This is a genomic window from Streptomyces sp. NRRL B-3229 (assembly GCF_000719505.1).
Taxonomy (GTDB): Bacteria; Actinomycetota; Actinomycetes; order Streptomycetales; family Streptomycetaceae; genus Streptomyces; species Streptomyces griseorubiginosus.
Window position 1 is genome coordinate 1 of record NZ_JOGP01000029.1, and the last position, 20,155, is coordinate 20,155.

At 71.5% G+C, this 20,155-nt stretch carries 17 protein-coding genes and 1 pseudogene; 6 read left to right on the forward strand and 12 right to left on the reverse strand.

Features of this window, described 5'->3' with window-relative positions; translation table 11 throughout:
• Positions 1–432 (reverse strand): annotated as a pseudogene (locus tag IF54_RS39945) (hypothetical protein); the annotation flags it as partial.
• Between the two features lie 325 nt (positions 433–757).
• Here IF54_RS39945 and IF54_RS0134085 point away from each other — a divergent pair.
• A complete protein-coding gene (locus IF54_RS0134085) occupies positions 758–3,184 on the forward strand; it encodes a SpoIIE family protein phosphatase (RefSeq protein WP_030325924.1) in 2,427 nt (808 codons plus the stop codon).
• Positions 3,185–3,190: 6 nt separating this feature from the next.
• On the opposite strand, the gene larE is transcribed toward IF54_RS0134085, so the two are convergent.
• The 8 genes from larE to IF54_RS0134125 all read right to left on the reverse strand — a co-directional run bounded on the left by larE (position 3,191) and on the right by IF54_RS0134125 (position 10,874).
• Entirely contained in the window at positions 3,191–4,021 is an 831-nt protein-coding gene (gene larE, locus IF54_RS0134090) for an ATP-dependent sacrificial sulfur transferase LarE (protein WP_107047929.1), read from the reverse strand.
• Positions 4,014–5,186: a nickel pincer cofactor biosynthesis protein LarC gene (gene larC, locus IF54_RS0134095; protein WP_030325930.1), complete on the reverse strand. Its 1,173-nt coding sequence runs from the start codon at positions 5,184–5,186 to the stop codon at positions 4,014–4,016. Before larC ends, larE begins: the two co-directional genes overlap by 8 nt.
• A complete protein-coding gene (larB, locus tag IF54_RS0134100; RefSeq protein WP_030325931.1) occupies positions 5,183–5,869 on the reverse strand; it encodes a nickel pincer cofactor biosynthesis protein LarB in 687 nt (228 codons plus the stop codon). The genes larC and larB overlap by 4 nt, the downstream gene beginning before the upstream one ends.
• Positions 5,866–7,146, reverse strand: a complete 1,281-nt coding sequence (gene larA, locus IF54_RS0134105) for a nickel-dependent lactate racemase (protein ID WP_030325932.1) — start codon at positions 7,144–7,146, stop codon at positions 5,866–5,868. Before larA ends, larB begins: the two co-directional genes overlap by 4 nt.
• On the reverse strand, positions 7,143–8,045 hold the full coding sequence (locus tag IF54_RS0134110) for an amidohydrolase family protein (protein WP_030325933.1): 903 nt from the start codon (positions 8,043–8,045) through the stop codon (positions 7,143–7,145). Before IF54_RS0134110 ends, larA begins: the two co-directional genes overlap by 4 nt.
• A gap of 31 nt (positions 8,046–8,076) precedes the next feature.
• Positions 8,077–9,114 carry an aldo/keto reductase gene (locus tag IF54_RS0134115; protein WP_078852198.1) on the reverse strand — a complete coding sequence of 346 codons (1,038 nt, stop codon included), beginning with the start codon at positions 9,112–9,114 and terminating at the stop codon, positions 8,077–8,079.
• Positions 9,114–9,965, reverse strand: a complete 852-nt coding sequence (locus IF54_RS0134120; RefSeq protein ID WP_030325937.1) for a fumarylacetoacetate hydrolase family protein — start codon at positions 9,963–9,965, stop codon at positions 9,114–9,116. The genes IF54_RS0134115 and IF54_RS0134120 overlap by 1 nt, the downstream gene beginning before the upstream one ends.
• 186 nt (positions 9,966–10,151) lie before the next feature.
• On the reverse strand, positions 10,152–10,874 hold the full coding sequence (locus IF54_RS0134125) for a FadR/GntR family transcriptional regulator (protein WP_030325939.1): 723 nt from the start codon (positions 10,872–10,874) through the stop codon (positions 10,152–10,154).
• A gap of 310 nt (positions 10,875–11,184) precedes the next feature.
• Between IF54_RS0134125 and IF54_RS0134130 the strand changes: the two genes are divergently transcribed.
• The 5 genes from IF54_RS0134130 to IF54_RS0134150 all read left to right on the forward strand — a co-directional run bounded on the left by IF54_RS0134130 (position 11,185) and on the right by IF54_RS0134150 (position 16,987).
• Entirely contained in the window at positions 11,185–12,492 is a 1,308-nt protein-coding gene (locus IF54_RS0134130) for an L-fuconate dehydratase (protein WP_030325941.1), read from the forward strand.
• On the forward strand, positions 12,489–13,247 hold the full coding sequence (locus tag IF54_RS0134135; RefSeq protein WP_030325943.1) for an SDR family NAD(P)-dependent oxidoreductase: 759 nt from the start codon (positions 12,489–12,491) through the stop codon (positions 13,245–13,247). The genes IF54_RS0134130 and IF54_RS0134135 overlap by 4 nt, the downstream gene beginning before the upstream one ends.
• Before the next feature lie 110 nt (positions 13,248–13,357).
• The gene (locus IF54_RS0134140; protein WP_030325945.1) at positions 13,358–14,425 is read left to right on the forward strand and encodes a sugar ABC transporter substrate-binding protein; all 1,068 of its coding nucleotides are present in this window, start codon (positions 13,358–13,360) and stop codon (positions 14,423–14,425) included.
• Positions 14,426–14,445: 20 nt separating this feature from the next.
• Entirely contained in the window at positions 14,446–15,954 is a 1,509-nt protein-coding gene (locus tag IF54_RS0134145) for a sugar ABC transporter ATP-binding protein (protein WP_030325947.1), read from the forward strand.
• Complete coding sequence (locus IF54_RS0134150) at positions 15,947–16,987, forward strand: ABC transporter permease (RefSeq protein WP_030325949.1); 1,041 nt, start codon at positions 15,947–15,949, stop codon at positions 16,985–16,987. The genes IF54_RS0134145 and IF54_RS0134150 overlap by 8 nt, the downstream gene beginning before the upstream one ends.
• Before the next feature lie 332 nt (positions 16,988–17,319).
• On the opposite strand, the gene IF54_RS0134155 is transcribed toward IF54_RS0134150, so the two are convergent.
• Genes IF54_RS0134155 through IF54_RS0134165 form a run of 3 tightly spaced genes read right to left on the reverse strand, consistent with a single transcriptional unit; the run spans position 17,320 to position 20,131 of the window.
• A complete protein-coding gene (locus tag IF54_RS0134155) occupies positions 17,320–18,354 on the reverse strand; it encodes an SDR family oxidoreductase (protein ID WP_030325951.1) in 1,035 nt (344 codons plus the stop codon).
• 11 nt (positions 18,355–18,365) lie between these two features.
• A complete protein-coding gene (locus IF54_RS41660; protein ID WP_030325952.1) occupies positions 18,366–19,085 on the reverse strand; it encodes a DUF998 domain-containing protein in 720 nt (239 codons plus the stop codon).
• Positions 19,082–20,131 (reverse strand): aldo/keto reductase, encoded by a 1,050-nt coding sequence (locus IF54_RS0134165; protein ID WP_030325953.1) that lies wholly within the window; start codon positions 20,129–20,131, stop codon positions 19,082–19,084. The genes IF54_RS41660 and IF54_RS0134165 overlap by 4 nt, the downstream gene beginning before the upstream one ends.
• Positions 20,132–20,155 lie beyond the last annotated feature (24 nt).

Below are 20,155 nucleotides of genomic sequence, written 5' to 3' on the forward strand. Positions count from 1 at the left end.
GTTCAGGCTGCCCACGGACGCCTTGTACTCGCCGTTGGTCGCCGCGGTCCATCCGGTGATCGCCTTGCCACCGGTGATGACGGGCGTCTCCCCGTTGTAGGCCTGATAGACCACCGTGTGGCCGTTCGTGCCCGAGTCACTGGTGCCGAAGGTGATCGGGGCGGTGAGGGGGTAGGTGCCGCCGCGCAGGTTCACGACGATGTCGTCGGACATGTTCGCATTGACGGCCCGGACCGCGGCCTGGGCCGCCTGGACTGACTTGAAGGCGGCACTGGGGCTGGTGCCGGAGTTGCTGTCGTTGCCGCCGGTGGGGTCCACGTAGAAGGTGACGGTGGCCGCCTGTGCCGACTGGGCCGGCACGAGGGTCGCCAAGACGACGATTCCGGCCGCGAGTGCCTTGGCCAGTACGGCGCCTGTACGCAGGGGTCTCATGTGCGGGTTCCTCTCCGAGCCACGTTGCTCATGAGTTGCATTTATCAGGGTCATACCGAGCATGAGTCAAGAGATGGGACAGGCACATTTTCCGCTCGTCTCACAGCAAGGGGTGCAACGTGGCAGGCAGATGGGCCGATGGCCACGGTCGACTCCCCCGCATGAGCCGGAATTCATTGCTCCAGCGGTCCTCAATGAGTAGTACTCATATCTCTCAAGGGTTGTTTCGGTTGAGTCAGGCGTGTCCGGGCGGGATGCTGGACCCACCGCCCGTGACGCGCCACCGGCGGGCGCAGTCACGGCATGAGTGAGAGTGGGTCGTCCCATGGGCAACCAGTCCGAAGTCTCCGGTGCGGCGGCGGGCACCGGAGTACCCGAGGACTTCGCGGTCGTCATCGATGCCGAGCTGCGGATCATGGCGTGCAGCGCGGGCGCCCAGGCGCTGCTCGGACACACCACCGACGAGGTCGTGGGCCGTCCGGCCGCCGACTTCCTTGCCGCGGACCTGCCCCATTCCGCCGGGCGTCGCCTGTCCGCCGCCGAACCCTGGACGAGCGACGTGGTCCTGCGCCACCGCGAGGGCGACCGGGTCCTCGTGCGGCTGTCCGGCACCCCCCTGCCGGCCGGCGAGGCCGGCCCGCTCTGGCTGGTCACAGGCGCGGCGACGACGTACGCCTCCGGTCCGGAGGAGGCGGATGCCGCGGTGCTGTGGGACCGGGCGCTCGCACAGCTCCCGCTGTCCGTCGCCGTCTACGACCGTCAAGCCCGTTTCGTGGCCTGCAACCAGGTGATGAGCCGGGCCATGGGCATGACCAGCGACGAGATGAAGGGCCTGACCCTCACCGAGATCCAGGCCAGCCACCGGGAGATGGACCGCCTCCAGCGCAGTGTGCTGCGCACCGGGGAGGCCCTTCACAGGGAGCAGCAGCCAGGGCGCGCCCCAGGCGAGGTCCAGGACCACGCCTGGTCGGTCTATCTCACCCCGCTCAAGGAGCCGGGTGGCTCGGTGCAGGGCCTGTCGGCGCTGGTCATCGACACCACCGAGCAGTACTGGGCCCGGCGCCGCCTGGAGGTGCTCAACGAGGCCAGTGCGCGCATCGGCAGCACCCTCGACGTGACGCGCACCGCCGAGGAGCTCGCCGACGTGGCCATCTCGGGTTTCGCCGACTACGTCGTCGTCGACCTGCTGGAGTCCGTCGTACGCGGGGATGAACCGGAACCCGTGTCGCCCACGGGACCGGTCGTCCTGTCCCGCTGCGCCCACGCCTCGGTGCTCCCGGGATGTCCCGAGGCCGCGGTGGCGGTGGGAGAGACCACCACCCGGCCCGCGCACTCCCCCGCGGCCCTGGCACTGCGCACCGGCCGGGGCACCCGGCACCGCATGAGCGATCCGGTGCTGCGCGAGTATCTGACCGAGTCCCCGGCGCGCGGTGAGGCGGTACGGCGGTTCGGGATGCACTCGGTCCTGCTGGTGCCGCTGCGCGCCCGTGGCGTCACCCTGGGCCTGGTGTACCTGGTCCGGCACCGCACCCCGGAGGCCTTCGGCGACGACGACCTGCTGCTGGCCGAGGAGATGGCCGCGCGGGCGGCCGTGAGCATAGACAACGCCCGCCGCTACTCCCAGGAGCGCCGGACGGCCCTCGCCCTCCAGCGCAGCCTGCTGCCCGAGCGGTTGCCCGCGCCCGCGGCGGTGGACCTCGCCTACCGGTACCTGCCGGCCGGTTCCGCGAGCGGGGTCGGCGGCGACTGGTTCGACGTCATCCCGCTGTCCGGGGGCCGCGTGGCCCTCGTGGTGGGCGACGTGGTGGGCCACGGCATCCACGCCTCGGCCACGATGGGCCGTCTGCGCACCGCCGTGCGCACGCTCGCCGACGTCGACCTCGCCCCCGATGAACTGCTCACCCAGCTCGACGACCTGGTGGTCCGGCTGGACCGGGAGGAGGGCCCCGAGGTGCGCGGCCTGTCGAGCGGGGCGTCGGGAGAGGTGGGCGCCACCTGTCTGTACGCCGTCTACGACCCGGTCTCCTGCACCTGCCGGATGGCCCGGGCGGGACACCCGCCGCCGGCCCTGGTGGCCCCCGACGGAACGGTACGGTTCCTCGACCTGCCCGCGGGCCCGCCCCTGGGTGTGGGAGGTCTGCCGTTCGAGGCCGTCGAGGTCGAACTCGACGAGGGCAGCGTGCTCGCCCTCTACACGGACGGGCTGATCGAGGCCGCCGACCGCGACATCGACCGGGGGCTCGGCCTGCTGCGGGACGCGCTGGCCCATCCGCCCTCGGGCCTGGAGGACCTCTGCGACCAGGTGGTCCGCAAGGTGATACCCGCCGCCCCGGCCGACGACATCGTGCTGCTCCTGGCCCGCACGTCCGCGCTCGACGCCGACCGGGTGCACACCTGGCGGCTGCCCACCGACCCCGCGCAGGTCGCCGGGGCCCGCCGCGAGGCGAGCGACCAGCTGACCGCGTGGGGACTGGACGAGCTGGGTTTCGCCACCGAACTGATCGTCAGCGAACTGGTCACCAACGCCATCCGCTACGGCAGCGCGCCCATCGAACTGCGCCTCCTGCGGGGCGACACGCTCATCTGCGAGGTCTCCGACGGCAGCAGCACCGCCCCGCACCTGCGCCGGGCCCGCACCTTCGACGAGGGCGGACGGGGACTGCTGCTCGTCGCCCAGCTCGCGGAGCGCTGGGGCAGCCGCCAGACCGCCACCGGCAAGACGATCTGGGCGGAGCTGCCGCTGCCGGACTGAGCCTCCTCAACCGCCCGCCCGGGGCTCCACGTTGAGCCCTCCCGACCGGAACGGCCCCACATGGTGCGGCAGTTCGCCGTACCCCGCGCTCGCCAGGGCCCCGGGGATTCCCGGGTGCGCCGCGACCCGCTCCACCAGCCGGGAGTCGATCTCCAGACGCACCGTGTCCCCGAGGTCACGGACCCGCAGATCCGTCACCGTCAGTCCGGCGTCGGCGAGGAGCGCCCGTACGGCGGTCTCCGCGCGGTCGACGCGGGCGAGACGGTACGGGGTGACCTCGACGCCGTAGCGGATCCGACTGGCCAGGCAGGGGGTCGCCGGCTTGTCCCAGGTGGGCAGGGACCAGGCCCGGCTGAGCCGCCGTACGCTCGCCTTGTCCAGGCCGGTGTCGCGCAGCGGGGTGTGGATGCCGCGTTCGCGGCCGGCCCGGATGCCCGGGCGGTACGGGTCACGGGCGTCGTCCGCGTTGGTGCCGGTGGCGACCTGGTCGTGGCCGTGCTCGCGGGCGAGGGCGGTGATGGTGTCCAGGACCTCGGACTTGCAGAAGTAGCAGCGGTCGCGGCCGTTGGCCCGGTAGCCGGGGCGGGACAGCTCCTCCGTGCGCGGGGTCAGGTGGACCACGCCCAGGCTCTCGGCGAGCCGTGCGGCTCCGGGGAGTTCCTCCGCGGCCAGGCTCTCGGAGACGGCGGTGACGGCCACGACCCGCTCGGGACCGAGGGCACGGACCGCGGCGGCGAGGACCAGCGCGGAGTCCGCGCCCCCGGAGTAGGCCACGGCGAGCGGTCCGATGGCCCGCATACGGTCCAGCAGGCGCTGTTCCTGCGTGTCGTCACCCACGGTTTCCCCTCTCCTTCGGCGGGTGGTCCTGGGCCCGCCCGCTCAGCGCACGGGCCGCCACCTCGCGCAGAGGCAGGCCCAGTCGGGCCGCTGCCGCGACCAGGTCGTCGTGTTCGGGCTTGGACCGGTGCGGGCCGTGTTTGATCCGCACGGGGTGTCCGTCGACGTCCACGGTCTCGAAGCGGCGGGGCAGTATGGTGCGGGTCGCGGTGAGGCGGCGGATGCCGAGGCTGCCGGTCTCGGCCAGCACGAGGTCCCGGAGCGGCCGCTCGTGCTCGGGTGTGGTGAGCACGTGCAGGACCTGCGCGGGGCGGCCCTTCTTCATCACGGCGGGAGTGGCCCAGGCGTCGAGGGCCCCCGCCTCCATGGCCCGGGCGATGGTGTGGCCGAGCACCTCGCCGGTGACGTCGTCGAGGTTGGTCTCCAGGACGACGACGTCCTCCTGACCGGTGCGGGCCGGTTCCCCGAGGGTGACGGCGACGACGTTGGGGCGGTCGGGCAGGCGCCGGGTGCCCGCGCCGTAGCCGGTGGGCCCCAGGGTCATCGGGGGCGGTGGGCCGTACCGGGCGCCCGAGGCGCGCAGCAGGGCGGCACCGGTCGGGGTGACGGTCTCCCCCGGCAGGTCGGTGCCGGTGACCGCGGCCCCGGCGAGCAGCGCGAGTGTCGCCGGGGCCGGGCAGGGCAGGACGCCGTGGGCCGCGTCGATGCGTCCCCGGCCGAGCGGCAGCGGCGAGCTGACGACCTCGGTGACACCGAGGGCGTGCAGAGCGGCGGCGGTGCCGACGATGTCGACGAGGGTGTCGTGGCCGCCCAGTTCGTGCAGGTGGACCCGGGCGGGGTCGGTGCCGTGCAGGCGGCCCTCCACCTCGGCGACCGCGGTGATGGCGGCGACCGCCAGGGCCGCCACGGGCTCGGGCGCGGCCCGGGAGGCGAGGTCGACGACCTCCGCCGCGTGCCGCTCGGTGACCGGATCCGTGACGTGCACGTGGACCCGCGTGGCGGACAGGCCGTGGTCGGTGACGCGCTCGGTGGTGAGTTCCCAGCCGGTCAGGCCGGTGGCGGCGACGGCCGCCCGAATACGGTCCACGGGTGCACCGGCGTCGATGAGCGCGGCCAGCAGCATGTCACCGGCCAGGCCCGTGAAGGGGTTGATCCAGCAGATCACCGGTCGTCTCCTCCACGGTCGCCGCGGGTCTGGGCGATGCGGTGGACCGCCATCGCGGCCGAGAAGCCGGAGTCGATGTTGACCACGGTCACTCCGGCGGCGCAGGAGGCGTGCATGGCGAGCAGCGCGGTGACGCCCTCCAGGGAGGCGCCGTAACCGGTGGACACGGGGACCGCGACGACCGGTGCGCGGACCAGGCCGCCGACGACGCTCGCCAGGGCGCCTTCCATGCCGGCGACGACGATCACCGCGTCCGCAGCCCGCAGTTGGTCCCGGACCTGGAGGATGCGGTCGAGTCCCGCCACGCCGACGTCGTGGACGGCGCTGATGTCCAGGCCGACCGCGGCGGCCACGGCGACGGCCTCCGCGGCGACCGGCCGGTCGGACGTCCCGGCGGCGGCCACGAGTACGGAGAACGACCCGGTGGCGGCGGGGCGCCACCGCAGCAGCCGGGCCTCCGCGTCGTACGAGCCGCCGTCCACGGACGCCAGGACGGTCTCGGCGGTCTCCGGGGCGACGCGGGTGACGAGCACCGGGCCGGTGTTGTGGGTCAGCAGCCCGGTGACGATGCCGACGATCTGCTCGGGAGTCTTGCCGGGGCCGTAGACGACCTCGGGCAGTCCCTGGCGGGCCTCGCGGTCCAGGTCGACGCGGGCGAAGCCCAGGTTCAGCACCTCGCTCATGACCGGGCCCCGTCGACGTACGGGATGGTCTGCGGTCCCTCGGGCAGCACGCACACCCGGGCCCCCGGTCCCGCGGCGGCCAGGGCCTCGGCGACGGTGGCCGAGATGTCCCGCGTCTGTTCGAGGTGGGCGGTGGCCAGGTCTGCGTCGCTGAGGAAGCCGGTGTGCATGACGACCCGGCTGCCGGACTGGATGCGGGCCTGGATCTGTACCTGCCACTGGTCGGGCACGGTCTCGGTGCGGGCGCTGATGTCGTCGAACAGCGCCTGGGGCGAGGCGGCGGAGGCGAGGACCTCGCGGTAGGAGCCGTGGTCGGGGAAGCCGTCACGGCACTCGGCGGCGCAGACGATCGTCCCGCCCGGGCGGACCACCTGGTAGGCGGCGGACATGCCCTTGACCGCCTGGTAGAGGTTCTGGTCCAGCGGGAAGCCGGAGTTGGTGGTGACGACGACGTCGAACGGCGCCGGCACCGGGCGCATCGCCATGCGCTTGGCCGCCGCCGTGGCCGCCGCGTGCATCGGCAGCAGATCGCCGCCGAACGCGGCCACGATGTCCTTGTCACGGTTGAGCACCACGTCCAGCGCGAAGGTCACGCCGGTGGCCTCGGCGATGGCGCGTACGTCGTCATGGACCGGGTTGCCGTGGATGACGCCCCAGGTGGCACGCGGGTCGCCGATCCGGGCCGCGTCGTGCAGGACGAGCACCGTCTCCAGCGCGGCGAGGCCGGGGGCGACGAGCTTGGGGCCGCCCGAGAACCCGGCGAAGAAGTGCGGTTCGACGAAACCGGTGGTGATGCGGACGTCCGCCTCCACCCACGCGCGGTTCAGCCACACCGGCACGTCCTTGCCGTACGTGCCCATCCAGGTCAGCTGCCCGGCGTCGCGGGCGTCGTGGTTGACGATCCGTACCGTGTCCACGACCTCGTCGCCGAACATCGCGCGCAGCTCGGCCTCGCTGTTGCCGCGGTGGGTGCCGGTGGCCACGAGGATGACGACGTCCTCCAGGCGCACGATCCCGTCGAGTTCGTCGAGGACGGCCGGGATCATCAGGTGGCGCGGCTGGGGGCGGGTGCCGTCGCAGGCCGAGATCGCGACCGTCTGCCCCGGGCGGACCCGCTCGCGCAGGGGCGGTCCGGCGACCGGGTCGCGCAGGGCCGCGCGCAGCACTGCCGACTGGTCCGGGGCGGCTTCGTGGTGGACGGGTTCGACGACGGTCGCCGTGCGCGGGTCGACGTCGATGTCGAGTCCCGACCGACCGTAGGCCAGACGTACTTTCACGGGGCTTCCTCACGCGGTCGGTCCAGGGGGAGTCGATAGGCGCGGGCCGCGGTGCCCCCGAAGACCTCGGCCTGCTCGAGGGTGCTCAGCCCGGAGGTGAGTTCCTCGGTGGTGCGGACGAGGTCCTGGTAGGAGGCGGCGAGCAGGCACACCGGCCAGTCGGAGCCGAACATCACCCTGGACGGGCCGAAGGCGTCCAGCACGACATCGGCGTACGGGCGCAGGTCGGACGTGGTCCAGCTGTCCCGGTCGGCCTCGGTGACCATGCCGGACAGCTTGCAGAACACGTTCGGCTCGGCGGCCAGCTCACGGATCCGGCCGGCCCAGGGCTCCCGCTCCCCCGAGGCGATGGGCGGCTTGGAGATGTGGTCCAGGACGAAGGTCAGCCCGGGCAGGGCCCGGACGGTGTCGAGGGCGGCGGGCAGCTGGTCCGGGACGGTGAGCAGGTCGTAGACCAGGTCCGTGTCCGACACGGCCGCCAGGCCCCGCCGGACGTCCGGTCGGTTCAGCCACGCCGTGTCCGGCTCGGCCTGCACCAAGTGCCGTATGCCGACCAGTAGTTCGCCGCCGGGGCCCGCGCGCAGGGCGGCGAGCGTGTCGGCGACGTCCCCGGCGGTGAGGTCCACCCAGCCGACCACGCCCGCGACCAGGTCGGACGAGGCGGCCAACGCCAGGAAGTCGGCGGTCTCGTCGACGTCGGGCAGCACCTGGACGAGGATCGTGCGCTCGATGCCGGCGGCCGCGGTTTCCGGCACGAGGTCGTCCAGGGTGAAGTCGCGGCGGACGGGGGCCATGTCGGGGGTGTCGAGCCAGTCGTGCGGACGGGGACTCGGGCCCGGGGTGTGCCGCGGCGAGTCCTTGAGGCGCCAGACGTGGTGGTGGGCGTCGATTCTGGTCATCGCGCCTCCGTTCCGAGGCCGTCGATTCCGTTCATCGCCCCTCCGTTCCGAGGGCGTCGAGTTCGTCCCACAGCTTCTGCGGGATCTCCCGGCGGGCGTGGTCCACGTTCTCGGCGATCTCCCGCGCGGTGCGGGCGCCGAGCACCACCGAGGTGACCGCCGGGTGGCGGTACGGGAACTGGAGCGCGGCCGCGGCCAGGGGGACCCCGTGGGCGGCGCACCGCTCGGCCAGGGCCCGGGCGCGGCGCAGCACGGTCTCGGGTGCCGGGGCGTAGTCGAAGGTGGCGCCGGGTGCGGGGGCGGCGAGGACGCCGCTGTTGAAGACGCCGCCGACCAGCACGCCCACCTCGCGCTCCGCGCACAGGGGCAGCAGCTCCTCGGCGGCGGTGCGGTCGAGCAGCGAGTAGCGGCCCGCGACGAGCACGCAGTCGAGGTCGGTCTCGCGGACGAACCGGGTGAGCATCGCCGTCTGGTTCATCCCGGCGCCGATCGCCCGTACGCCCCCTTCGGACCGCAGCCGGGCCAGGGCCGGGTACGCGCCGCGGACCGCTTCCTCCCAGTGGTCGTCGGGGTCGTGGATGAGGACGATGTCGAAGGCGTCGAGTCCTGAGCGCTCGAGGCTGTCGGCCAGCGAACGGTAGACGCCGTCGGCGCTGTAGTCACGGACGCGCACGAGCCCCTCGTCGACGTCGAAGGCCTCGTCCCCCGGGGCGGAGTCACCTGGTACGAGCAGGCGGCCGACTTTGGTGGAGACCGTGTACTCGGTGCGCGGGAGGCCGGACGCGGTGAGGAAGTGGCCGAGTCGGCGTTCGGCGAGGCCGGCGCCGTAGTGCGGGGCGGTGTCGAAGTACCGGACACCGGCGGACCAGGCCGCGTCGAGGGTGGCGGCGGCCTGGTCGTCGTCGACCGCCGAGAACAGGCCCCCGAGCGGGGAGGTGCCCAGACCGAGGCGGCTGACGGTGACGCCGGAACGGCCGAGCGGGACCCGCTCGGCGTACCGGGGCGGCTCCGTGGCGAGGCCACGGGGCTGGTCCCTGCCGGGGTGCTGATCCCCGTCGAGGGAGGTCATCAGGCCTGACCCAGAACGTGTCGCTGCCGTCCGAGCCGGTCGATCTCCACCTCGACGACGTCTCCTTCCCGCAGATAGGAGAAGTCGTTGGCACCGAAGGCGACACCGGCCGGGGTCCCGGTGTTGATGACGTCACCGGGCTCCAGCACCATGAACTGGCTCAGGTACCACACGATGTGCCGCGCCCCGAAGATCATGTTCTTGGTGTGGCCGTCCTGCCGGAGCTCCCCGTTGACCCACAGCCGCATGGCGAGACCCTGCGGGTCCCCCACCTCGTCCGGGGTGACCAGCCAGGGGCCGAGCGGGTTGAACGTCTCACAGGACTTGCCCTTGTCCCACTGTCCGCCGCGCTCGTGCTGGAAGGCGCGCTCGGAGACGTCGTCCGCGATGGCGTAGCCGGCGATGACCTCGTCGGCGGCGTGCTCCGAGTCCAGGTAGCGCGCGGTGCGGCCGATGACGATCGCGAGTTCGATCTCGTAGTCCGTCTTGACGCTGGTGCGCGGGATCAGCACGGTGTCGTCGGGGCCGACCACGGTGTTCGCGGCCTTCATGAACAGCACCGGTTCGGCGGGCGGCGGGGTGTCGGTCTCGGCGGCGTGGTCGACGTAGTTGAGACCCACGCAGGCGACTTTGCCGGGGCGGGCGACGGGGGCGCCGATCCGCTGCCCGGCAATCTCGATCGGGGGCAGGAGGCCCTCGGTGAGGGCTCTCCGGGCGCGGTCGATGCCGCCGCCCGCGAGGAAGTCGCCGTCGATGTCGTCGGTGACCGGGGTCAGGTCGTGGGCGCCTCCGTCGGCGTCCAGGACGGCGGGGCGCTCCAGGCCGGGCGGGCCCACACGCAGCAGTCTCATCGGGTTCTCCTGGATGGGGATGAGCGAGCGATCGGTTCGGGGAAGACGGGGCGCCGGGGCTCTTGTGCATCGGCGTCAGCGGGGGGCGGGGTAGGGGGGCCGGGGGGTCGGCGACCGCAAGTCGGAGACTGCGGAGTCGGTGACCGCGGAGTCCGACGGCCGGCTCAGGCGCAGGCGCCGGCCGGCTCAGGCTTCGGCGCCGGCCAGGTCACGCGAGGTTCGGCCGTCCTCGGCACCCCAGTGCGCCCGCAGCCACCGCTCCGTCGTGGTGACGTGCAGCAGGGCCGCGGCCTGCGCGAGGGCCGCGTCCCCGACCGCGAGGGCCTGGTAGATGGCCTCGTGCTCGGCGACGGTGCGTGCGGCGGCGTTGTCGTCGACCAGGCCGCGCCAGATCCGGGCGCGCACGGTGCGGCTGGAGATGCCCTCCAGCAGGGCGGCGAGCGTGGCGTTCCCGGTGGCCGCGACGACCGTGCGGTGGAAGGCCGTGTCGTGCTCGTTGAGCAGTTCCACGTCCTCGCGGGCGGCGCGCATCGCGTCCAGGTGGCGCTCCACCTCGCCGAGGGCGGCGGCCGAGATCCGGGTGGCGGCCAGGGCGGTGGCGACCGGCTCGAACAGCCGGCGCACCTCCGTCAGCTCCAGCAGGGTGTCGCCGTGCAGCAGCTCCACGGCGGAGCCGATGCCGCTGAGCAGCAGCTCCGGTTCGAGGCTGGTCACATAGGTGCCGTCACCGCGCCGGATCTCCAGCACCCGGGAGACGACCAGGGCCTTCACCGCCTCCCGCGTCAGGTTCCGGGACAGCCCGAGCTCCGCGGCGAGCTGCGGCTCGGGCGACAGCTTGGCTCCCGGCGCCAGCTCACCGGACTGGATGAGCTCCCTGATGCGGTCGATGGCCTTGTCGGTGAGTGACATGGATCGCCGTCCCCTCTGAGTGCGTGCGCAAGCGGCACCGTAGCAATACATCCCATGGATACGGAAGAGATGGGATGACTGCTCCTGCTTCTCCTGCTGGTTAATGGTGCCCGTCTTTGCAGGTTGCTCGGGGACGGACCAAATTGCTTCGGTGCGGGGTATGGACATCACGTCCCAGCGCCCTCTTAAATCCATCCCATGTCCGAGACCTGCTACTCGCAGCAGGACATACCCATGACATATGACAACAGGTGGTTTGCCATGACCTCTCACGGACAGCGCGGCCCCCGGGACGGGACGGCCGGGCCCCATGACTGAACTGATCAGCTCCGTCGAAGCGGTGGACGTCAGATTCCCGACCTCACTCCACCTCGACGGCTCCGACGCCATGAACCCCGAACCCGACTACTCCGCCGCGTATGTGACGATCCGTACGAGCGGCGGGGACGAGGGCCACGGTCTGGCCTTCACCGTGGGCCGCGGCAACGACGTGGAGGTGGCCGCCGTACGCGCGCTGGCTCCGCTGGTCGTCGGTCTGCCGGTGGAAGAGGTCCTCGGCGATCTCGGCGCCTTCTCCCGCCGGCTGACGGGCGACAGTCAACTGCGCTGGCTGGGACCGGAGAAGGGCGCCGTCCACATGGCCGCCGCGGCGATCGTCAACGCCGTGTGGGACCTGTACGGCCGCCGCACCGGCAAGCCGGTCTGGCGGCTGCTGTCGGAGCTGTCCCCCGAACAGCTGGTCGACCTGGTCGACTTCCGCTACCTGGAGGACGCGCTGACCCGCGAGGAGGCGCTGGAGATCCTGCGCCGCGCGGAGCCCGGCCGCGCCGAACGCACCGCCCACCTGCTGTCGTCCGGATACCCCGCCTACACCACGACGCCCGGCTGGCTCGGTTACGACGACGAGAAGCTGGTGCGGCTGTCCAAGGAGGCCGTCGCCGACGGCTTCTCCCAGATCAAGCTCAAGGTCGGCGCGGACCAGGAAGCCGACGTGCGCCGGATGCGACTGGCCCGGGAGGCGGTCGGCCCGGACATCCGGATCGCCGTCGACGCCAACCAGGCCTGGGGTGTCCAGAAGGCCATCGACTGGATGCGTACGCTCGCCCCCTACGACCCGTACTGGATCGAGGAACCCACCTCTCCCGACGACATCCTCGGCCACGCCGCCGTCCGCAGGGCGCTGGCACCGATCAAGGTCGCCACCGGTGAACACACCCACAACCAGGTGATGTTCAAGCAGCTCCTCCAGGCCGAGGCGCTCGACATCCTCCAGATGGACGCCAGCCGCACCGCCGGCGTCACCGAGAACGTCGCCATCCTGCTGCTGGCCGCCAAGTTCGGTGTCCCGGTCTGCCCGCACGCCGGCGGGGTCGGCCTGTGCGAGATGGTCCAGCACCTGGCGATGTTCGACTACGTGGCCGTCAGCGGCAGCACCGAGAACCGCGTGATCGAGTACGTCGACCATCTGCACGAGCACTTCACCGACCCGGTCCGCATCCGGGACGGCCGCTACCTCGCCCCGACCGCGCCCGGCATCAGCGCGGAGATCCACGCCGAGTCCGTCGCCGCCCACCGTTACCCGGACGGGCCCGTCTGGCAGGAGGCGACCAGCGAGTGAGCCGATCCGAGCTGCACGGTCTCACGGCGGTCGTCACCGGCGGCGCGTCCGGTATCGGTCTGGCCACCGCCCAGTTGCTCGCCGCCCGGGGAGCCCGGGTCGCCTGCCTCGACCTCACGCCGAAGCAGGTGCCCGAACCGCTCGTCGGCATCCGGGCCGACGTCACCGACGACACCGAGGTGCGCTCGGCCGTCGAGGAAGCCGCGCGTGTGCTCGGCGGCATCGACATCCTGGTCAACAACGCCGGGATCGGCGCACAGGGAACCATCGAGGACAACAGCGACGACGAATGGCACCGCGTCTTCGACGTCAACGTCCTCGGGATCGTCCGGGTGACCCGCGCCGCGCTGCCCCATCTGCGCCGCTCCGCTCACGCGGCCGTCGTCAACACCTGCTCGATCGCGGCGACCGCCGGTCTGCCCCAACGGGCGCTGTACTCCGCGACCAAGGGTGCCGTCCTCGCGCTCACCCGGGCGAGCGCGGCCGACCTCGTGCACGACGGCATCCGCGTCAACTGCGTCAACCCCGGCACGGTCGACACCCCATGGGTCGGCAGGCTGCTGGAGCGCGCCGACGACCCGGAGGCCGAACGCGCCGCCCTCGAGGCCCGTCAGCCCATGGGGCGCCTGGTCACCGCCGAAGAGGTGGCCGCGGCCGTCGCCCACCTCGCGAGCCCCCTCGCCGCCTCCACCACCGGCACCGATCTCGCCGTCGACGGCGGCATGCAAGGACTGCGCATCCGCCCGCGGGCCTGACAGCAGTCGGACCCGGACACCTCCGCCCCCTCCGCGCCCACATCCCCCCGCCCCTTCCGCCTCTTTCGTCCCGTCCGTTTTCCGGTTTTCCTGCACCAAGGAGAAGAGCAATGACGCTCAGACACACCCGGTACGCCTGCTTCGGCGCGCTCGCCGTCCTCACGGTCTCCGCCCTCACGGCCTGCCAGAGCTCCAGCACCTCGGCAGGCTCCGGCGGCAAGCCCGTGGTGGGCGTCGACTACCCCCGCTCCGACACCGACTTCTGGAACTCGTACATCAAGTACACGCCCCAGTACGCCAAGGAGCTGGGCCTGGACCTGAAGACGACCAACTCGCAGAACGACGTGGCCAAGCTGACCGCCAACGCCCAGACGTTCATCAGCCAGGGCGTCAAGGGCGTGGCGATGGCCCCGCAGGACACGGCGGCCATCGCACCCACCCTGTCGCAGCTGGCATCGAAGAAGATCCCGGTCGTCACCGTGGACACCCGTCCCGACACCGGCAAGGTCTACATGGTGGTGCGGGCCGACAACCGCGCCTACGGCGAGAAGGCCTGCCAGTTCCTCGGCACGAAGCTGGGCGGCAAGGGCAAGGTCGTCATGCTGGAAGGCGGCCTCGACTCCATCAACGGCCGTGACCGCACCGAGGCGTTCAACGACTGCATGAAGAAGAACTACCCCGGCATCAAGGTGTTCGGCGAGGCCACCAACTGGGACGGCGCGGTCGCCGCGCAGAAGCTCCAGACCGACCTCACGGCCAACCCGGACATCAAGGGCGTCTACATGGAGTCCAGCTTCGCCCTGGCTGGCACGCTCCAGGTGCTCAAGCAGAAGGGTCTGCTGGTCGACCCGAAGGACAAGAAGCACGTCTTCATCGTCTCCAACGACGGCATCCCCGAGGAGCTCAAGGACATCGCCGCCGGGAAGATCGACGCCACGGTCTCCCAGCCGGCCGACCTCTACGCCAAGTACGCCCTCTACTACCTGAAGGCGGCGATCGACGGCAAGACGTTCAAGCCCGGCAAGACCGACCACGACAGCACCATCATCCAGGTCCGCGACGGCGTCCTCGAGGACCAGCTGTCCGCCCCGCTCGTCACCGCGGACGGCGGCACCTACGGCGGCGTCAGCAGCGTCAAGAGCGACGACAAGTCCCTCTGGGGCAACAACCTCGGCTGACCGGAAGGCGATTCGCAGACATGGTTACTGCTCCGCCCGTCGCCGAGGCGTCGGGGATTACGAAGCGGTTCGGGTCCACGGTCGCGCTCAGCGACGCACGGATCACGATCGCACCCGGGCAGACACACGCGCTGGTGGGACGCAACGGCGCGGGAAAGTCGACCCTGGTCTCGGTCCTCACCGGCCTCCAGGCACCCGACACGGGCTCGGTGACCTTCGGCGGCGAGCCGGCTCCCCGGCTCGCCGACCGGGACGCCTGGCGGCAGCGAGTGGCCTGCGTCTACCAGAAGTCCACGATCATCCCCGAGCTGACGGTCGCGGAGAACCTCTTCCTCAACCGCCACGACCGCGGCCGGGGCGGTCTGATCAGCTGGCGCACCCTCCGCCGCAAGGCCGAGGACCTGCTGCGGACCTGGTCGGTCGACGTGGATGTGCGCACGGCTGCCGGTGAACTGGACGTCGAGCAGCGGCAGTTCGTCGAGATCGCCCGGGCGCTCTCCTTCGGGGCGCGTTTCATCGTCCTCGACGAACCGACCGCCCAGCTGGACGCGGCGGCCATCAACCGCCTGTTCGGCCGGATCAAGGACCTCCAGGAACAGGGCGTCACCTTCCTGTTCATCAGCCACCACCTCCAGGAGATCTACGAGATCTGCGACACCGTGACGGTGTTCCGCGACGCCCGGCACATCCTGACCGCCCCGGTCACGGACCTGCCACGCTCCGAGCTCGTCGCGGCCATGACGGGTGACGCGGCGGCGGAGAGCGCCGGCAGGCGCCGGGGCCGGGTGGAGACGGGGGCCCCGGAGGTCCTGTCGGTCACCGGCGCGTCGCTGGACGGTGCCTACGACGACGTCTCGTTCGTGGTCCGCGGCGGCGAGATCGTCGGTCTGGCGGGCGCGGCGAGCAGTGGCCGCACCGAGCTGGCGGAGACCGTGGTGGGCCTGCGCGCCGCGGGCACCGGCACGGTGGAGATCGCGGGAGTCCGGCCCCGGCCGGGCAGCGTCCCCGCCGCTCTCCGGGCCGGCGTGGGATTCGTCCCGCAGGACCGTCACCACCAGGGCTATGTCCCCGGGATGTCCATCGCGGACAACGGCACCCTGACGATCCCGGAACGGCTGGGACCGCCCGGGTTCATCGATCGCCGCCGTCGCGACGATCTCGCCAGGGACATGATCTCGAACCTGGCGATCAAGACGCCGGGCCCCGAGCTGGAGGTCTCCGGGCTCTCCGGTGGCAACCAGCAGAAGGTCGTCATGGCCCGCGCCCTGGCCAGCGACCCCAAGGTGCTGGTGCTGATCAACCCGACCGCAGGAGTCGACGTGCGGTCCAAGGAGTTCCTCCTCGGCAAGGTCGAGGAGACGGCCGAGTCCGGCACGGGCGTACTCATCGCCTCCGACGAACTCGACGACCTGCGCATGTGCGACCGGGTCCTGGTGATGTTCCAGGGCCGCGTGGTCGCCGAGAAGCCGAGCGGCTGGCACGACCACGAGCTGGTGGCCGCGATGGAAGGAGTGGACCTCGATGTCTGAGACAGCGGCCGCGACCACCGCGAAGACCCCGCAGGACGAACAGCCGGCCGCCCGGCCGGCCGGAGGGCGCAGGATCGCCTTCGCCCGGCTGCGCGACCTCGCCCTGATCCCCGCGATCATCGTCATCGCCATCGTCGGACAGATCGTCAACCCGGTCTTCCTCCAGGCCGACAACCTCATCAACGTCCTCCAGACCATGTCCGAGATCGCGGTCCTGGTCCTGGCGCAGACGCTGGTGCTGATCGTGAAGAAGATGGACCTGTCCCTGGAGTCCACGGTCGGCCTCGCGCCCGGTGTGGCCGCCTGGCTCACGGTCCCGGCGGGCGCCACGCACGGCCTGGGCCTGCTCCCGGGCGCGTGGTCGGTGCCGGTCACGCTCGCCGTGGGCCTGCTGATCGGGGCGGTGAACGCCCTGTTCATCATCCGGTTCGGCCTCAACGGCTTCATCGTGACCCTGGGCATGCTGATCGTGCTGCGCGGCATCCTCACCGGCATCTCCGGCGGTCAGACCTTCTTCCAGCTGCCGTCGTCGATGCTGTACATCGGCACCGCGGAGTGGTTCGGCATGCCCGCCTCGGTCTGGGTCTGCCTGATCCTGTTCGCGGTCGGGATCGTGGTGCTCGGCTTCACCAGCTTCGGCCGTTCCCTCTACGCCATCGGCGGCAACGTCGACGCGGCGAAGGCGGCCGGCATCCGCACCGGCCGGGTGCTGTGGATCGTGATCGTCACCGCGAGCCTGCTGGCCGCGCTCAGCGGTCTGATGCTCTCGGGGCGACTGGCCTCGGTGGCGTCCGCGCAGGGCAACGGCTACATCTTCACGGTGTTCGCCGCGGCCGTCATCGGCGGCATCAGCCTCAACGGCGGCAAGGGCACGATGTTCGGCGCGTTCACCGGCATCCTGCTGCTCTTCCTGATCCAGAACGTCCTCACCCTCGGCGGCGTCCCCGCGCAGTGGATCGGCGCCCTCAACGGCGCCATCATCCTGATCGCGCTGGCCCTGTCCCGGGTGACGGGCGGCAAGGTCCAGGACTAGACGGTGGAGGCGGCCCGCAACCCCGGGCCGCCTCCACCTTCTTCCGAACCGTCGCAGATCGTCGCGAGGCGTCAGCAGGCGGACCGCAGCAGGGCGATGGCCGTCAAGTCGTGGAGCAGCCTGACCGTCAACGCATGGTGCCGGCCTGCCCGCAACCGCAGAATCCGCTGATCACCAGGCGCACTGGACGCTCAGTCCGGTCCGCCGTGGGCGCTCGGGGCTGCACTGAAACGGCGATACCCAGATACCAGGCGCCTCCAGGAGTTGGACCAGTCGCTCCGCGGCACCAGCCCGCCGCACCTTCGGCGCCTGAAGCCTGTCGCGTCGGTCGGCTACGAGGCGGCCTTCGTCCCGATGCCGTGGGCGAGGAGGCTCTCGGCGGTGTCTGCGATGGTGTCCTCGATGGGACGGGCCCGCCATCCGAGGAGCTTCTCCGCTTTGGAGCTCGTGGCGTCGAGATCCCGGCCGAGCTGGTGCCTGAGCAGGCGCAGTTCCGGGTTCACGATGCCCAGTGCGCGAGCGGCCCACACGGGCAGTTCACGGGTCGGGGCCTTCGCGGCGCGCTCACCGAGGCGGGCGTGCAGGATGCGCGCGATGTCGATGACGCGCAGGCTGTGCCCGGCGATGGCAAGAAAGCGCTCGCCGGCGGCTGCCGGGTCGGTCATCGCGCGCAGGTGAAGGTCCGCGACGTCGCGCACGTCCACGAAGCCCATCCCGAAGGGCGGGCACGCGGGGACCTGTCCTTCGAGCATTCTGCGGACGAGACGCAGAGACGGCGGATCGTCCAGGCCGAGCAGGGGGCCAAGGACTCCTACCGGGTGGACCGCCGCCAGTTCCAGACCACCGCCCTCGTCCTGGATGAACTGCCACGCGGCGCGTTCGGCGAGTGTCTTGGACCGCTGATAGGGCGGGATGTCGCTGTCGACGTCCGTCCAGTCCTCCTCGGTGAACGGGGTCGAGCGCGGCGGGTGCCCGATCCCGATGGCACCGAAGGCGCTGGTCAGGACGACCCGGCGGACCCCGGCGTCACGAGCGGCGCGCAGCACCCGCAGGACGCCCTCGCGGGCCGGGACCACCAGGTCGTCGTCGTTGGCAGGCGTGTGGCGCAGGGTCGGCGAGGCAACGTGCAGGACGAACTCGCAGCCGGCGACGGCGGCATCCCAGCCCTCGGGCTGTTCGAGGTCGGCGCGCACCACGGTGAGCCGGTCGTCGTCGAACGGTGTGGCCGCGTGCAGCCAGGAGCGCAGCGCCGGCTCGCGCCGCAGGTCACGGACCGTGGTCCGGACGGTGTGCCCGGCCTCCAGCAGGGCCTGGATGCACCAGCTCCCGATGAATCCGGTTCCTCCGGTGACCAGTACCTGTGTCATCTGTCTCTCCTTCAGCTCTCGGCTCGTGCGGTGAGGCGAGCCATCGGGTGTGTCGCACGGTGGCGCCTGGTGGCGGCCACGCTGCTGCCCAGGAGGGCGTGGCCGATCATGATCGGGTAGATGACGGCGCGCTCGAACAGACCGATGTTCCACATCCAGCCGGTGAACACGTCGGTCATGAAGAGGGGGAACGCGACCAGTCCTGCGGTGCCGAGCGCGGTGCTCACGATCGAGCGGCGCCTGGTGAGTCCGATGCGGGTTCCGCCGGTACCGACGGCGATCGCCATGAGGTTGCCGGCGAGCATGACGCCCTGTGCGCCGACGGTGTGAAAGGCGATCCGGCCGCTGTCGACGTTGGCTTCGGAGCCCTGGAAGAGGCCGACGAGCGAGACTCCGACACCGGCGAGGACGGCGAGGCTCAGGATGACGACGGGGCGGGCGCCCTTGCGCGGGTTGAACACGAGGAACGTGCCGACGATCAGGAGGATGCCGTAGACCACCCAGCCGGTGTCCATGACGGCACCGAGGGGGGAGTTGGCGACCTGCCCGAACGCGGTCTGCGGCGGACCGGTCAGGCCGAGGTGGCTGACCCAGTTGTACAAGGGCGAGTACGGCGGGTCCTGCCATGCGGCCGCGGTGATGAACTCGGCGACCCAGGACACCAGCGGGCCGAGGAGGATGAGCAGGGCTCCGGTCCGGGCGGGCGCCCCGGAGCGGACGATCGTGGTCATGCGAGGGCCATTCCGGGGACACGCCGGCGGATGGCCTCCAACTCGGCCTCGTCGGAGACGCCCTGCCAGTCGTACCGAGGGGTGTACGGGGCCTCCAGGGCGCGCACGTCGTCGTCGGTGAGCTCGATGTCGAGGGAGGCCACGGCCTCGTCGATCTGCTGGACGGAACCGGCGCCCACCAGGGGCGCGGTGACAACCGGCTGGTGGCGCAGCCAGGCGAGTGCGACCTGCGCGCGGCTGACGCCGTGTGCGGCGGCGACCTTCCCGACGGCGTCGACGACGGCGCGGTTGGACGCCTCCTCGGCCGACGGGTAGAGCAGGTCCGCGTAGGCGCCGTCCGTCTCGGAGCGCGCCGTCGAACGGGCGTCGTCCCATGCGCGGGCGAGACGGCCGCGTGCCAGCGGCGACCAGACGATCGTGCCGACGCCCTCGTCCAGGCACAGCGGGATCATCTCCCGCTCCTCCTCGCGGGCGAGGAGGTTGTAGTGGTCCTGCATCGACACGAACCGCGCCCAGCCGTGCTGCTTCTGGAGGTTCAGGGCCTTCGCGAACTCCCAGGCGTGCATGGAGGAGGCGCCGAGGTAGCGGACCTTTCCGGCCTTCACGAGGTCGCTGAGTGCCTCGAGGGTCTCCTCCCAGGGGGTGGAGTGGTCGTTGCGGTGGATCTGGTAGAGGTCGATGTAGTCCGTGCCGAGGCGGCGCAGCGAGTGGTCGACCTCGGTCATGACCGCCTTGCGGGAGAGTCCGCGTCCGTTGGGTCCCAGCCGCATCGGATGGCGCAGTTTCGTGGCGATCACGACGGCATCGCGGTCGGCGTAGTCCTTGAGCGCGCGGCCGAGGATCTCCTCGCTGGAGCCGTTGGAGTACATGTTCGCGGTGTCGAAGAAGTTGATGCCCTTCTCCAGTGCGTGCCGGATGAGCGGGCGCGCGTCCGCCTCGCCCTTCGACCAGACGGGATGCCCGCGGTCCGGTTCGCCGTAGGTCATCGCACCGATGGCTATCGGGGACACGTCGAGGCCGGTCGTGCCCAGCTTGATGTAATGCATGACGCTCCTTAAAGTATGTGGAGA